Source organism: Microcoleus sp. N9_A1 (genome assembly GCF_036701795.1).
Taxonomy (GTDB): domain Bacteria; phylum Cyanobacteriota; class Cyanobacteriia; order Cyanobacteriales; family Microcoleaceae; genus Microcoleus.
In genome coordinates, this window is sequence record NZ_JAUBRI010000030.1 from 16,359 (window position 1) to 32,979 (window position 16,621).

At 43.0% G+C, this 16,621-nt stretch carries 7 protein-coding genes; 2 read left to right on the forward strand and 5 right to left on the reverse strand.

Going from position 1 to position 16,621, the window contains the following annotated elements; genetic code table 11:
* Positions 1–77: 77 nt before the first annotated feature.
* From QUA58_RS15680 to QUA58_RS15690, 3 genes are all read right to left on the reverse strand, one after another.
* A complete protein-coding gene (locus QUA58_RS15680) occupies positions 78–5,528 on the reverse strand; it encodes an AAA family ATPase (protein ID WP_333394755.1) in 5,451 nt (1,816 codons plus the stop codon).
* A gap of 254 nt (positions 5,529–5,782) precedes the next feature.
* Complete coding sequence (locus tag QUA58_RS15685; RefSeq protein WP_333251428.1) at positions 5,783–7,315, reverse strand: hypothetical protein; 1,533 nt, start codon at positions 7,313–7,315, stop codon at positions 5,783–5,785.
* A 164-nt stretch (positions 7,316–7,479) separates the two neighbouring features.
* On the reverse strand, positions 7,480–9,606 hold the full coding sequence (locus tag QUA58_RS15690; protein WP_333251424.1) for a SpoIIE family protein phosphatase: 2,127 nt from the start codon (positions 9,604–9,606) through the stop codon (positions 7,480–7,482).
* A 165-nt stretch (positions 9,607–9,771) separates the two neighbouring features.
* Between QUA58_RS15690 and QUA58_RS15695 the strand changes: the two genes are divergently transcribed.
* Positions 9,772–10,131 (forward strand): VOC family protein, encoded by a 360-nt coding sequence (locus tag QUA58_RS15695; protein ID WP_333251421.1) that lies wholly within the window; start codon positions 9,772–9,774, stop codon positions 10,129–10,131.
* 3 nt (positions 10,132–10,134) lie between these two features.
* Positions 10,135–11,415, forward strand: coding sequence for a recombinase family protein (locus tag QUA58_RS15700; RefSeq protein WP_333251417.1), 1,281 nt, complete (start codon positions 10,135–10,137; stop codon positions 11,413–11,415).
* Between the two features lie 49 nt (positions 11,416–11,464).
* On the opposite strand, the gene QUA58_RS15705 is transcribed toward QUA58_RS15700, so the two are convergent.
* Both QUA58_RS15705 and QUA58_RS15710 read right to left on the reverse strand, forming a co-directional pair.
* Complete coding sequence (locus tag QUA58_RS15705; protein ID WP_333251553.1) at positions 11,465–12,682, reverse strand: adenylate/guanylate cyclase domain-containing protein; 1,218 nt, start codon at positions 12,680–12,682, stop codon at positions 11,465–11,467.
* Between the two features lie 195 nt (positions 12,683–12,877).
* On the reverse strand, positions 12,878–16,558 hold the full coding sequence (locus QUA58_RS15710) for a GAF domain-containing protein (RefSeq protein ID WP_333394756.1): 3,681 nt from the start codon (positions 16,556–16,558) through the stop codon (positions 12,878–12,880).
* Positions 16,559–16,621: the final 63 nt, after the last annotated feature.

A 16,621-nucleotide genomic window follows, 5' to 3' on the forward strand; every position in this document is an offset into this window, starting at 1 on the left:
TCGAAATCCTGTTTCTGCTTCGATGCTTGACCATTAAATCCAAGACCCCCCGTAGAAACCGGGTTGACGACCGTCACTCATAAATTATGCACAATATTTCCCTGTTGCTTCAATACTAGCAAAGTAATGTCATCAAATACCTTTTGTTCTCCAATAAATTTTCGCAAATCAGCGATGGTGGCTTCCTTGATTTGTTCGGCGCTCAAATGCCAGTTTTGAGAAACCACTTCACAGAGTCTTTCGATACCGTAGAATTTTTTGTGTCTATTTCTAGCTTCGGGGATGCCGTCAGTATAAAGCACCACCCCGTCCCCCGGCTCTAAGTCTACTAAAACATGGCTAATCCAATCGGAAATATCCTCATCTAAGCCGATGGGAAATCCTAAATCCATCATATTAATACGCTCAATTTTACCGCCTCTTCTGACTACAAGAGTTTCCTCGTGTTGACCGCTAATACTAACTTTACTGTCTGCGTAATTAAGGAGGGCTAGGCTCAGGTTTTTGTCCGAGTTCATCCGCTGGATATTTTTATAAATAGTGCGGTTAAGGGTATCTAAAAAGCGAACCGGCTCTATTTCTTGAACTTCTTTCAAAGCGCGAACAGCAGCTTGAGTCATTACCATCAAAATCCCGCTTTCTAGTCCGTGTCCGGTGACATCACCAATGCAGAGCGTAACCACCCCCTCAGTACAAAGTACGTCGTAGTAATCGCCACCAACTTCATCTGCTGGTTCCATAAACCCAGCGATATCTAACTCTGCAATTGCAGCTAATTCCGCAGGTTTGGGCAGAATTAACTGCTGCATTTGTTTGAGGATATCGAGTTCGGCACTCATCCGCAGATTTTCGGTTTTGAGGCGTTGGTTGAGGGCAGAAATTGCCTGATTGGCTTGGGCTAGTTGGGCTGTACGTTCTTCAACTTTATCTTCTAGAGTTTGATATAGCAGAGCATTCTCCAGCGAAATAGCTGCTTGGGAAGAGAGAATTTTTAAGACTTCCAATCTGTCAGGAGTAAATGCACCTGGGGTGAGACTATTTTCTAAGTACAAAATGCCGATCGCTTTACCTTGGTTAACTATGGGAGTACACAATACAGATTTAGGTTGGTGCTGAATAATGTAGGGGTCGGCCGCAAAGATATTTTCAGTAGCAATATCATTAATTACCAAGGTTTCTCTGGTACGCCAGACGTAGTTAATGGCAGTGATGGGAAGATTTTGACTTTGAGAAAGGGGAATATTGGGCAAATAGCAGCGCTCGTCTAAGCATTTAGCAACAATCGATAATTCGCCTGCTCTTTGTAAGATGATAGAGCCTTTTGAAGCTCCCGCATTTTGGGTCAAAATTTGGATCAAAGTTGAGAGCAATTCCTCGACGTTTATTTCTCCAGATATGGCTTGAGAAGCTTTAATAACTGTTGCCAAATCCAGCATATTGCAAATATTATTGCCAGCCGACGTGAGTGGTCCGACTATAGTTTGAGCGATTGTCTCTCCCGCATACAAACTTGTTTTTTGTTCGAGAATCAGGCTGAGTAATTGGGGATATTTTTGTTCTAAATCATGAATTTTTGCTTGAGATCCCCAGCGAGCATAAGCGTAGTAAGCGTCCGTTAGATAGACGCGGGCAATTTTATCTTTGCCTAATTCAAGGTAGAATTTAGCTGCCAATTCCCCTGCTAGTGCTTCTTCTTGGAGGTATTGGTTTTCTTTTGCCGTAGCAATGGCGCGATCGTACAAATCCATTGCTTCGAGCCTGTGTCCCAATACTCGTGCTATTTCTGCGGCTACTAAGTCATACTTGTGCTGATAATTCATCGGTGCGTGGAATGCCCAAGTTTGCATTTTTTCCTGATTGGCTGCAACTTGGTTCAAGTATTGTTCTTGAGCGATCGCATCAGCATCGGGATACAGTGCCACGAGGGCGAGGGAATGGTAAAAATTGTACTGGGGAACCATCATCAATGAGCCGACACCCGCGACATATTGCTCTGCTAGCTGGGCATTTTCCACAGCCCGATCGCGATCGCCAAACAAATAATTCACCACCAATTTAGCAAAATAAACCCCAAAGATGGAAGAGACATTATTTGCTGCCAGCAAAACAGGCAACATTTCATCTTCATTAAAACTCTCCCCAACTAATCGACAATTGTCCTCAGCTAATCCTTGTAAGTTTAATGTAAGTTGTCGCCAAATTTTAGTATAATAAGTCTGATATTCTTGTTTGGAATTTAGCATTAGCTCCAAATACTGCTCGTATTTTTTATCTACAGAGCTTAAGTCTTCACCGCTAAAAAAGCTGTAGATGCAAAGATACATAGCCGAGTAGCAAGCATACTCGATATCGCCAGTTTCTAAACCGCTTTGGACTGCTGATACCAAAGACGATATGCTCGCTCGACTGGGTTCTTTCCAATGTCTCACGCAAGCATTGTACACCATCACAACTTTCGAGTGAAATTCTTGGGATGGGAATTTATCTAATACCTGCAAAGATAGTTGGCCGTATTGATAGCCTAATTCAATTTCTCCGATTACTTCACAGATTAAACTGCAACAAGCATAGGCATAACTAGCCGGGGCAGAGTTTCCATATTTGCTACAAATATGTGCCATTGTAAACACAACGGCTGGGTAAGTTTCTGGACGGGCTAGATAAGCTGCAGAAGCGATCGCACATAAAATCCTCAAAGCAGCAATTTTATAAGCATCATTAATTTCGGGCAAATTAGCTAAGGCAGATATCTCTACTGTAGGGGGAAGTTCTGTTTCCAAAGAAACACCCAGGATTCCCAAAGCTTGCAATCCAGTATCTACTGCCGATTTCATCTGATTTTGAGCAATATAAGACTGAATTTGTGCTTCGTAAACTCTGAATTGATCGAGGAGATTGTGCGCTCGACATAGAACTATTTCCGCAAGTTGGTGCGACAAATCGAAATTGGTATTCAAATATTCGGCTTCAACCGCTTCTACATAAAGATCGATCGTCAAGCCGTATAAATTTGTCCAGCTATCATCTGCTAGCAGGTTTCTGCCGATAGTTAAATAATCCACAGCAGCAGCATAAGCTGTAGAAGTTTTAGCTTTACGTCCAGCAATTAAATTCAATGAAGCTAGTTGATTTCTTTCGGTGCGATCGACAATTAATTCCACTCCAATATTCAAGTGGTTGACAATATCAAATATCCGATCTTCTTTTTCATGTTCTGGGGTATTACTCAACAACAATCTGCCAATTTTTAGGTGAGTTGACTGTTTGGCTTCATCGGGAATCAAAGAATAAGAAGCTTGTTGAACGCGATCGTGCAAAAATTTGTAACTGGCCAATTGACAATCGGCAACAGCTAATGGTGCAGACTCCCCATCATCTGCAAAAAATTTGTAAACTTCACTTTGCGGTAAAATTAGACCTTCTTGCAATGCTTTCCATAAATCAGCCGCAGTGTCTATTTGAGATTTTTCATAAACAACTGCTAAGGTTTCTAAATCAAATTGACTGCCAATACAAGCAGCTAGTTTTAAAATATTTTGAGTATTTAGCGGCAATTTTTGCAATTGATTCGCCATAAATTCGACGACATCATCGCTGACTGCCAATTCTCTAATTTTAGTAATATCGCACTGCCAACCACCCCTTTCTCCCCCATCCAACGGGGTAAAATCAAAATAAATTAACTGATCTTCATGCAGCTTTTTGAGGAATTGATTGCTAAAAAAAGGATTGCCTTTAGTTTTTTGAAAAATCAATTCGGTTAAAGAAAGCGAGCGATTCAGGGGACAGCTTAAAGCATCAGCAACTAGACGATTTAAGTCGATTTTTGAAAGTGGCGCAAGAGTAATTTGATTAATTATAGGGGCTGGGCGATCGATACTGCGATTTGGTAGATTGCGAATCTCTGATAAAGTCAGCATTAATGGATGAACGCTCGAAACTTCATTATCTCGATAAGCGCCAATTAGCAGCAAATGTTGACCTTCTGATTCGCCTAGCAACAATTGCATTAGTTTCAGAGATGCTGAATCTGCCCATTGCAAATCATCTAAGAAGATCACTAAGGGGTGATTTTTGGTAGCAAAGACACGAATGAACTTTTGAAATAACAGATTGAAGCGATTTTGTGCAGGACTGGGTTCCAATTCCTGGACAGCAGGTTGCTTGCCAATCAAAAGTTCTAATTCTGGGATAACATCAATAATTACCTGAGCATTATCGCCTAAAGCGGACAAGATTTGGGCTTGCCACTGCTGAACTTGAGTAACACTTTCTGTCAGTAATTGCTGCAGGAAACTTTGCAAAGCTTGCACCCATGCTGAGAAGGGAATATCGCGCCTGAATTGGTCGAATTTCCCTTTGATAAAGTATCCCCGCTGCTGGACGATTGGCTTGTGAACTTCGTTAACCACAGCGGTTTTGCCAATCCCGGAAAAGCCTGCTACCAACATGATTTCGGTAGTAGCTGTACGGGGGAGTTTCTGAGGCTCTCGGCTGCTACTAGGGGAAACCTCCAAATCGGCGCCTGCGGAATTTTCCTGGGGACAGGCGACGCGGTGGAAGGCTGCTAATAGGGCCGAAACTTCGGTTTCTCTGCCGTAAAGTTTTTCGGGAATGACAAAGCGTTCGGAAATGTCTCTGCTGCCTAATTCAAACAGTTGAATAGTGCCATGATCTGAGTATTCTTTTAAGCATTTTTCTAAATCGTGTTTGATGCCACTAACTGTTTGATAGCGTGCTTCGGCTGTTTTCGCCATCAGTTTGAGCACTATGTCATTCAATACTTGGGGGAGGGCAGGATTGAGGGCGATCGGGTGAATTGGCTGGCGAGCAATGTGAGAGTGAACCAATTCCATCGGCTCGTTAGATTGGAATGGCAATTGTCCTGTCAACAGTTCGTAAAAAGTTACTCCTAGCGAGTAAAAATCGGTGCGGTAGTCAATCCCACGATTCATTCTTCCAGTTTGTTCGGGAGACATATAAGCTAATGTCCCTTCTAAGATATTAGGATTTTTAATTTCTGGATTTTCTCTAGGCAAAAGCGAGGAAATACTAAAGTCAATTATTTTAACTTCTTGAGTGTTAGGGTTAATTATAATGTTCTGGGGTTTGATATCTTTGTGAATAACTTGGCTGTTATATATGGCTTCTAAACAACCACAAATTTTAATGGCAATTTGTAAAAAGTTTTCTAGGCTATGGGTAATTTTGTCCTGTAGATTCCAAGCACCAGTGGTGATGTATTCTGCTAGAGAAATTCCGCCAAAATCCTCCATCACTAAGGCAAAACCGTTACGGTATACTTCCAAACTTAAGTGTTTGACAATACCGGAATTTTCAATATTTTTGGCAATGGTGTACTGATTGCGAAACTGCACCAGTTCGCTGAAAGTCGGGTACTCAGACTTGAGTAGTTTGATGACGACTGGTTGATTGTCGGATTCAGAAAAACCTCGGTAAACGAAGGTTCTGGGCCCCGAGTAGAGTTGTTCGATCGCCCGGTAGCCCGGAATTGATATTAGGGTCATAGTTGCTATAGCAAATGTTGAAGGATGAAGGCACAAATCGATGGATCGATGCAATGGGGGGCAATGGTTTCAGCGATTCAGAACGTACTTACCACCGCTCAGGTTGCGAAATCCTAGTCAGCTTTTAGTTCAAGGAATATAAAAAAGTTTGCGGTCATTAGTGATTAGTTTACTACAGCCCGCAAGGTTTAGGGAAGATTTGACCAAAAAACAATGATATCGATCGCTAACCATCGCACATCCCAGCCATTGTGTTAAAAACCTTTGAAGCGCTTGCTTCGTAGGAGCGATCGCCTGTTAAAGTCACATTTAGGATATTCCGGTTCCTGTTGATTAAATTCCGTACAAATTTCTTGGTACATCGCTATTTTTTTATTGTCGGAAAGAGAGTTAGGAAAATTTGCGTTTGGGTTCTTGACTAATGGTGCGAATTGCGGATATAGTTCGTCTTGCTCGACTCGCGGCTGGTCGTAGAAAGCTTTGATGGCTGGTAGCGATCGCCGGGGTGGCGTACCGCTATCTAAATCTTCGCTAAAAGCAATCCAGAGTTTGGTATCAACGCTGCTCATGTAGTCGATAAACTTGACAGCATTAGCCTGACAATCTTGATTGTTACATCGAGAAGAATTCACAGCTAAAGTATCAGCAAAAACCAATGGTTTAAGTTCCTGACCATAGGGAGCTGGTGTGGCAAAAAGAGGTAGCTTTTGGGTATCGGACAAGCGGATATAAAAAGAATTTTCCGAAAAACCAATAAAGCTGCTGGCCCCTGCTAAAAAGTCCTGGTATCCCGCGTTGGGATCTTGATTATAGTAGTTGTTGACACAGCCATTTGTACCATTGACTGCACATTCTGCAGATATTTCTACTAAATTGTTCATTACCTGCGGATCGATCGGTTTCTCCAAAGCTTCTGTCACGCGATCAAACCCAAACAAGTCTGTATAGCCATCCAAATAAAAGCCGATCGCATTCCAGTCACTGTTAAAATTTGCAATTAATCGCGGTTTTACGGGTGGTTTGTGAGATAAATAATTAATTAATCCCGGCACTGATTTAACTTGCCAAATATCGCGGTCTCGCCCGAATAAGAAATATGAACACAGCCAAGTCGGAAAACCGTAGAGTTGATTGTTGTAAGTTGATGCTTCTAGACCTACTTGCCAAAACTTGGAAGTTGATATTGCTTGGGAAGCTGGAAGAATCAAATGGTTATCGACTGCATCACCTAACATTAAGGTATCAAGCTCAACTAAATCAAATCCATTTTTACCCAGAAGATGCGGCAAATTGCTGTAGGTATAGGTGTCATATTCTAAAGCTTGAGTCATTACTGCATTGAGCAAAATCTGGGGATTTTTTTGTTGAAACTCATTGACAATCCGCTGTACCATCGGCTGAAAATTTGCTTCTGGTGTTGTCGGTAAATAGGGGTACAACAATACCGATAAAGTCTGCTGGGCTTTACCTGTGAAAGATAAATAGCGATCGGGACTATTGGGGGTAACGTTCAGATTGTCAACATTGTATCCTTTACACTCCACGCGAGCGATCGTTTGCGTCGAGAAATCCTGTGGGTTGAGTCCAAGAGTTTGGCCTGGTGAGAGCAATATCCTCTGCATATTTTGCTTAACTGTGTTGCGAATACCACCAGAAGCATCACAAGTAATTGGCTGGTTAGTAGAATTGTGAACGGAAATCTGACCTGCATTAGCAACTCCGGGAAATAGAGTTATTACTGCGATAGTTAAGAAGATTGACAAGAGTCGAAAGATGCTGTTTGTCATTTATTTATAGAGCCGAGTAGAGCTTTAATTACTAAGGCGGTAGAGCGAGCTTTTTATAAAATTTTATTCCTACATATTTTTATCTCAAACACAGCCGATCCCAAATATCTTTTTTTAGAATAGCAGTGATGGGTGAAGAAAGCAAGAACAAAAACAGACAGGACTTAATCCTTTTTCTTGATAACCAGCAAGGTAATGTCATCAAATACCTTTTGTTCTCCAATAAAGTCTCGCAAATTATCAATGGCGGCTTCCTTAATTTGTTCGGCGCTCAAATGCCAGTTTTGAGAAACCACTTCACAGAGTCTTTCGATACCGTAAAATTTTTTGTGTATGTTTCTAGCTTCGGGGATGCCGTCAGTATAAAGCACCACCCCGTCCCCAGGTTCTAAGTCAACTAAAACATGGCTGATTAACTCGGAAATATCCTCATCTAAGCCGAGCGGAAATCCTAAATCTATGGTGTCTATCCGCTGGATTTGACCACCTTTCCTGACCACAAGAGTTTCCTCATGTTGACCGCTGATACTAATTGTGCTATCGGCGTAGTTGAGCAAAGCTAGGGTCATATTTTTGTCGGAGTTCATGCGCTGGACATTTTTATAAATAGTGCGGTTGAGGGTATCTAAAAAACGCACCGGGTTGGATTCTTGCATTTCCTGAAGAGTGCGGACAGCAGCTTGAGTCATCACCATCAAAATGCCGCTTTCTAATCCGTGTCCGGTGACATCACCAATGCAAATCGTGACCACCCCGTTAGTACAAAGTACGTCGTAGTAATCACCGCCTACTTCCGAGGCTGACTCCATAAATCCGGCAATATCTAAATCTTCAATTGCTGCGAGTTCCGCAGGTTTGGGCAGAATTAACTGCTGCATTTGTTTGAGGATATCGAGTTCGGAACTCATGCGGAGGTTTTCCGCTTTCAGGCGCTGGTTAAGAGCGGCAATTAGTTGAGTGGCTGTAGCGAGTTCTGAGGTGCGTTCTTTGACTTTATCTTCTAGAGTTTCAAAGGATTCTTGCTGTTGTCTCGCCATGCTGTTAAAGGAAGTTGTTAAGGTTTCAATTTCCCAAATCCGGCTGGAATCAACGTTCTGGTTGAGATCACCACCTGCTAAAGATTCTGAAGCTTGAGCAATTTGATTCAGGGGGCGAGTAATCCAGCTAGCGGTGAAAATACCCACTCCAACAGAGACAATGAGAGCCATAATACACAGCAAAATTGTGTGGCGAGTGTTAGCATAAATTTGCGCCATAAAGTCCGCTTCAGGAACTACTACTACACTCAGCCAATTGAGACCGTACTTGTCAGTTAGCGGAGAAACTTGGATAAATTGCCGCTCACCGTTCAGCTTAAAGTCAAGTTGAACAGTTTGATCGATGTCTTCCAAACGCTTGAAGCGTTCGAGCAGATAAACCACACTTTGACGCATCAGCGGGTTGCTGCTTTCCTGTGCTTTGATCCGCTTTGTATCTTTGCCTTTTCCCACCGAAAGAGGCTGTTCTTTAACCGAGGTGGCTATTAATTCACCCTGGGGTTCAATGATAAATACTTGACCGGAATTACCCACGCGTAAGGTTTGCAGGAAGTGGCGAATTTGATCTAGTCCCATCTGGCAAGTCAGCACGCCAATTAGTTTTCCTTCGCCATCATAATAGGGTAAACTCGCATTAATTTGCAGCGTACCGTAGCCAAAATTAATATAAACTTCACTCCAAGCTGCCTGTTTCTTCTCAACAACAACTCTGTAAAAGGGGCGCGTGCGAACGTCATAATTGGGCGTGGTTTTGTCAATCTTTGTGGGGTTTCCATCAGCGTCTAGGTTGTAATATATCAAGTCGCCACCACCGGGAATCAGTTGCTGGACAAGCTGAGGTTGTTCAAGTCCAACCAGACGATTTACCCAACCCACACGCAGGTACTGACCTTTTTCGTTGGCAATTCCCGCGTGACCGATCGACTTAAATTGCAGAACTTGTTTCCAAAAATATGGTCTAGCTTGCTCCAAGTCGTCAAAGTTCAACACCCCCAAAGGTACAGCATCCTGATTGATCTGATTCACCAGTGGCGGAGCTTCCAGATAGGTTTGAACACGTTCGTAAACTCTCGCACTCACTTCCTGCCGCAACTGACTAACAATATTGTTGACTATCTGCTCTCCGTTTCTGTAAGAGAGATAGCCAACGCAGCCAACAGCCGCCAAAATTTGGAGAACAAAGGGAACTACCAAGACATTGCGGAGACGGAATTTGCCCGATCTGGAGACGATCGCACTTTTTTCTGAAACCATTGTTAAAAACACTCCCAGCGGGCAGTTTTTTGTTACAAGACTTGATAATAGATACATTAAGAGCGACAGACAATGTTATCATATCAAAAACTCAACCAACATCAAAAAATCAGCGCTCATCAGCCTGCATCAGCGGTTAAAATAAAACAATAAATCCCCACAAAAATGCAAATTACTCAATCCCTCCACAGCGCCATCCTCATCTCCAACCTGGAACAATCCCAACACTTTTACAGCACCGTGCTAAAACTGCAAAAAATCGATCGCGACTTAAAATTTCCCGGAATCTGGTATCAAATCGGCGACTTCCAGCTCCACCTAATTTTAGGTGCAACAATTATGCCAGATGCCGTAGACCATGCCAAATGGGGACGTAACCGGCATCTAGCCTTTTCTGTTGCTAACTTAGAGGCAGCCAAACAGCAGTTAATCGCTCACAATTGCCCGTTCCAAATGAGCGCGTCAGGTCGATCGGCATTATTTACCCAAGATCCCGACGGCAACATCATCGAACTCAGCGAGTAACAGATGAAAATCATCGCTTATTCTTACACCGAACCGCTACTGGAAGCAGCACCCGCACCGGAAATTTGGGGTCAAGAAGTCGATCGCACCTATCAAGACTTAGGAGGGCGACAACAACTGCAACAACTCCTAAAAGACTGCGAAACAGAACCAGTCAAATACTTATTAATTCAGCGCTTTGAAGAACTCGGCGACACCGTACAGCAAGTGTGTTCGCACCTCGGGCAACTCGAAAACCTCGGCGTCGAAATCATCGTACAAGCAGAAACCGAACCGCGAAACCGCAAAAACTTGCTGCAAATCCTCGCAGAAATCCAGCGCAGCCAACACAGCCGGAGTATTCGCAAAGGACACGCCCGCAACCGCCTCAAATCCCGGATTCCACCGGGTAAGGCTCCCTACGGCTACCGGCGCGGCAAAGATTGTTATACGATCGATAAAACCACCGCCCCCACCGTCAAAGACTTTTTTGAACACTTTTTAATTTACGGTTCCTTGCGAGGTTCCGTGCGGTATTTAGCCAAGAAATACAACAAAAGAATCTCTGTAAGTACCGGCCGCCGCTGGCTGACAAATCCCGCTTACCGAGGCGATTTGGAATATCAAAACAGCCAAGTAATTTCTAACACCCACGTCCCGATTATTTCCAGAGAAGAAGCCGCCCAAATAGACAGGTTACTGCGCCGCAACCGCTGCCTTTCTCCTCGCAGCGCTAGCGCCCCACGTTCCCTCGCAGGTTTAGCAATTTGTGCAGAATGCAAATCGCCCATGACGGTTGCCAAAGTCACCTCTTACCGCAAAGAAAAAGAATACCTTTATTTGCGACCGATTAACTGTCCAAAACAGCCTAAATGTAGCGGTATTTCCTACGATGAAGTATTGCAATTAACCATCGCCGGTATTTGTCGGGATTTACCCGATGCTGTTGCTGGGTTGCAAATGCCGAATATGAATGGAATTAAAGCAGGAATTGTCAGGGCGATCGCCTCAAAACAAGAAATCATAGAGCAACTTTCCGCCCTGATTGACAGCGGCATTTTAGACACGGAAACCGCAGAGTTTAGAGCCTACAAAATCCGCACCGAAATTGCCGAACTGCAAAGCAAATTAGCGCAACTGCCCCCAGTAAATTTGCGAGAAATTGCCCAAACAGTTTCCCTGCGGCAATTTTGGCTCGATTTATCAGAATCAGAACGCAGGTTTTACTTTCGAGAATTTATCGATCGCATTGAAATCGTCCGGGAAAATCCAAATTTGAAACTGCAAATTATTTTCATTTTTTAAGGATTAGCTCGATGTTCATCCATAGCTCCTAGGTTAGATGCCCGACTTGTTAAAGAAGTGGCGTATTTGGGTACTCTCTTAGTTCGCTAGGAGTGGACTTCGTTTGACAAGCATCGGTTTCTACCGCTGAATTATCTTTTTTGCCTTTTAACCAATAGGCGATCATCTCTCCTTTACCTTTAACCGTTATCGCGCCTCTTTCCTCAAATACATACCGATCTTTTAACAGCTCATAAATAGCAGTAGTAACTTGAATATACCCCGGTAATCCTTGACATTCCATCCGAGAAGCAACATTAACAGTATCTCCCCACAAGTCATAGATAAATTTTTTAGTGCCAATTACGCCAGCAACTACTGGCCCTGTATTAATGCCAATGCGAATTTGAAATGGTTCGCCTCTGTCAGTTTGAAAATCAGCGATCGCTTCCTGCATATCCAAGGCCATATTCGCGATCGCTTCTACATGATCTGCCCTCGGCACAGGCAACCCCCCCGCTACCATATAAGCATCTCCAATTGTTTTAATTTTTTCCAAACCGTGTTTTTCAGTTAGTTGGTCAAACCTGGAAAAAATCTGGTTCAGTACATTTACCAATTCTAGAGGCAACATTCTAGCAGCAATAGATGTAAAATCGACAATATCGGCAAAAAGAACTGTTGCTGAATCAAACCTCTGGGCAGGAGAACCCTCGCCCTTTTTCAAACTTTCAACAATCGCTGCGGGTAAAATATTCAGCAATAAATGATCCGACTTTGTTTGAGCAAGCCGTAAAGCTAGCTCCACCCCCTGTCGCTCTTTAATTTCGTTTTGCAAACGTTCGACAAGTTCTTGGAATTGCTTCGTTTGCTCTTGAAGTAACTGTTGTTGACTTTGAATAGTTAACTGATTTGCCACTCGTGCCAATACTTCTTTACCATGAAAAGGTTTAGTAATATAGTCAACTGCTCCCACATCAAAAGCTTTCACCTTATCTACAACGTCATCTAAGGCGCTTAAGAAAATTACCGGAATGGAACTGGTTTTTGGTGAAGCTTTCAACTTTGCACATACCTCATATCCATTCATCTCTGGCATCATCACGTCCAGCAAAATTAGAGTCGGAGGAAACTCTTGCACTGTAGCGATCGCCCTTTGCCCGTTCAGCGCTTTACGAACCTGATACCCTTGTTCGGTCAATATTGTAGATAAAAGCCGCACATTATCGGGCTTATCATCAACTACTAAAATGTTGGCTTGAATTGTAGGATATTGATTGCTGTCCATGGGAGGGTTCACGGTAATTTTTCAGAATAAAATATCTTAACACTTAATAATTCGCTCTCCATCCAAACGAAACAGTATAAATTCCCATTTTATCTTCTAAACACAAATAATAATGAGAGGCAATTAGGGGTTAATTTTAGGTTTTGTTCAAATAGAATAGGCTTCCCCTTTTAGGCTCGTTGGAAAGTGGTATTTTCACCGCGCCCCAACTGCTGACTGCGCTATATCTATAATATCGTCAAATAGGAAATCCTGCACCAAAGTAGTTAAATATTGTGCAGACAAAGCAAATTCGCTCGGCATTTCCTCAATCAACTTGACAATTTTATCGTCGCAACATTCATGAGCAGCATGAGATATCTTTTCTACCCACTCAATAGGCATTTGACCCAGTTGTGACTCGACGGATTGATTGCTAGTCACTCCGCTAATTTCGCTGTCATTTTCTAGGGTTGCATCAACAGATTCATCGTAAATGTAACGTACTCCTAAAAGTTCTTCCATTTTCGCAAATAATATCTTTGCCTCGAAGGGTTTACGCATGAAATCATCGCAGCCTGCTCCTAAAATAGTTTGTCGTTCCTCTTCAAAAGCGCTCGCAGTAAGAGCAACTATTACAGTTTGTTTTCCGAGAGGATGAGCTTTAATTTTTCTAGTGGCTTCATAGCCATCCATGACAGGCATCTGCATATCCATCCAGATCAGGTGCGGTTGCCAATCCTCCCATACAGCAATAGCTTCTTGACCATCTCTAGCTTCTCGCACGAGGAGGCCTAGTGGTGACAACAATCTCTCTATTACTAGGCAGTTATCGGCGCGATCGTCAACAACCAAAATCCGGTATTCTGGTTGATTCGGCGCTAAATTAATTACTTTTTTCTGCGGTTTAAGGATTTTAATCTCGCTGGGAGGGGCAAGGCTGATTTGAATATCAAATGCAAACTTACTTCCCAATTCAGGTGTACTGCTGACAGTAATATCTCCTCCCATCATTTGTACAAATTTGCGGCTAATTGGTAAACCTAATCCAGTCCCCTGTTGAGATTTTTGACCTGTTTTTGTTTGCTCAAATGGTTCAAATAACTTATTCATTTCTTCTGCGGCAATGCCAAGGCCAGTATCTTCAATTTCAAACTGAAGGCGTAACAATTCCGGGTGAAGGTGATTCGCGTCTACACAATCACCGTCTGCCAAGCTTTCGGACTGATTAAAACCAGTGCACCATCCGGGTTTTATTTGTATAGCTGCGGTTGAAACCGCTAAGCTTTCGGAATGTTCAGAACCCGCGTCGGCAAGTTTTGTTTGTGTGTCGGACAACTCTGCCGTTTTAGCCCCCAAACTTTCTTGTACCTGATTTTTCACTCGCAAAGTAACACTACCCATCTCTGTAAACTTGATCGCATTTCCTACAAGATTAATCAAAATTTGCCGCAATTTACCTTCATCTCCAGTAACAAAGTGTGGTACGCCGTCACCGACTTCCAAATTTAGCTGCAATTTCTTAGATTTAGCTTTTAATCGAAACATTTCTTCTAAGGTTTTTAGCAAGCGCATTAAATTAAAACTGCTTTCATTAAGCTGACTTCTGCCCGCTTCAATTTTGGACATTTCCAAAATGTCATTAATTAGCGCCAGCAAGTGTTCACCCGCACGATTAATAATTTCTAGGTGCTGTTGGTGTTGATTGTTGAGAGATGAATCGCGCACCATCACCTGACTAAATCCGAGAATGGCATTCAGGGGAGTCCGCAATTCATGGCTCATAGAAGAAAGGAATTCGCTCTTGGCGCGGTTAGCTGTATCAGCAGCTACAACAGCTTTTTGTAATGCTGTTTCTGCTAATTTGCGATCGGCAATTTCTGTTTTGGCTTGTTCAAAAAGGGTCGATTGCTTGATGGCAATTGCTAGCTGCACGGAAATTTGCTGGAGAGATTCTATCTCAGAAGAGGTCCAATGCCTTTGACTGCGACAGTGATGAGCAATGAGTAGACCCCATAGTTTTTCACCTTGCAAAAGGGGAACCACGAGGTTAGCTTTAATTTCAAACTGGCTCAGTAAATTAACGTGGCAATCTGAAAGACCTGCCGTATAAATATTGTCGATCGCGCGCAGGTGTCCCTCCTGATAAACAGAGACGTAGTGTTCTCGAAAACAAGGATCATTAATGTCAATTCCCAAAATCGGCATCGTACTGACAGATACCGACTCGACGGCTATAAATCCACTCCAATCTGGATTAAAGCGGTAAATAACTGTTCTATCAGTTGACAAAAACTGGCGGACTTCTTCCACAGCCATTGTCAGCACTTCTTCAAGGTTAAGAGAGGAACGAATTCGCTCTTGAATGGAATTCACGAGCCGCTCCCTTTTTACTTGTTGCTGCAAAGCTGCTTCCGCCTGTTTGCGAGCAGTAATATCCACTCCATAACCAACGCACTCCACAGGTATGCCAGCAGCATCTTTGACTAACTTAACCTCATCGTATATCCAGCGATAACTACCATCTTTGTGCCGTTCGCGGTATTCGTAGGAGATAAATTCTTTTTCCAATATCTGAGCGAATGAAGTATCAACAATTTCTCGATCTTCTGGATGAACAATGCTATGCCAATCAAGAGAACCATCAACAAATTCTCGCGCTTCGTAGCCGATCATTGAAACAATATTATCGCTGACAAATGTTACGTCATAATTTCCCCCTAATTTGCAGCTAAAAATCACCGCCGGAGTATTCGCCAGCAAATATTGCAAGCGTTCGGTGACAGAACGTAAGTTTAACTCGGCTTGCTTGCGATCGCGAGCTTCCATTGCTAAAGCTGCGATCTGCGCCACATAGCTAGCGAAGCTTTGTTCGTCTAGCGTCCAATTCCTGGTCGTTCCCTGATGTTCTAAACAAATTACACCCGCAACTTGCCCTTTATGGGTAATAGGAACATCTAGCATGGACGAGATGTTTAAAGGCTTCAAATAAGATTCGCTAAATTCTCGGGTGCGCGGATCGGTTTTGGCATCAACCGCTGCGAGTACCTGTTCTGTATTTAAAGCTTGGAAATAGCTAGGATAGTCAGCAACTTTCAGTTCTGCGCCCCCGCTGTGTTGATTGGGAGTCACTTCGTAAAGATCCGCACAGCACAGTGCGGATTTATCTTTCTGATAAAACCAAATACTTGCCCGATCGACATTCAGGGTACGAGTTGCCATTTGCGTAATCTCTCTCAACGCCTCGCCGATATTCCCCTCGTAGATACTAGAATTTTTTGCTAATTCTAGCAAGCCAGTTTGTTGTTCTGTTAACCTAGTTTCTCGTTCGCGCAAAGCGGATTCAGCGGCTATTCTTTCTGTTATTTCTGCTTCTAAATAACCATTGATTTCGGTCAACTCTGCGGTGCGCTCTTGGACTTTAATTTCTAAGTCATCATAAGCGTGGCGTAAGGCTAACTCTGCATCTTCACGCACAGCAATCTCAGTCTGCAACTTGCGATTTATGACCTCTAATTCTTGGGGGGTTTTTAAAGATAAAAACTGGGGCAATAGTGTTATCATCGAGGCGGCGGTGTAGCAGGAAACCAGCGCAGTAATTCCTTTTTCAATCCCCGATAGCCAATAAGCGGAATGCCACAACGTCCAAATATCTAGCAAGTGACCCGTGCCGCAGAGAATAATAAATGCACCAAATAAAGCAAATATTCCTAAAAAAGGAACATCGCGCCGCTTGAAGATAAAATAAATTAGCATCGCCGGAATTGAATAGTAGGCGATCGCGATTAAAAAGTCCCCAGTTACGTGCAGCCACACTAAAGGCGTTTGCCAAAGATAGCAATGACCGTGAGGCATATACTGAGTGGGGGAAAAGATATTTTTGAGTGCTTCCCACATAATACTTGTTATTGGCAGATAATATGGATTTGATGATGTTTAAGTTAGGCAAAAAATAAAAGA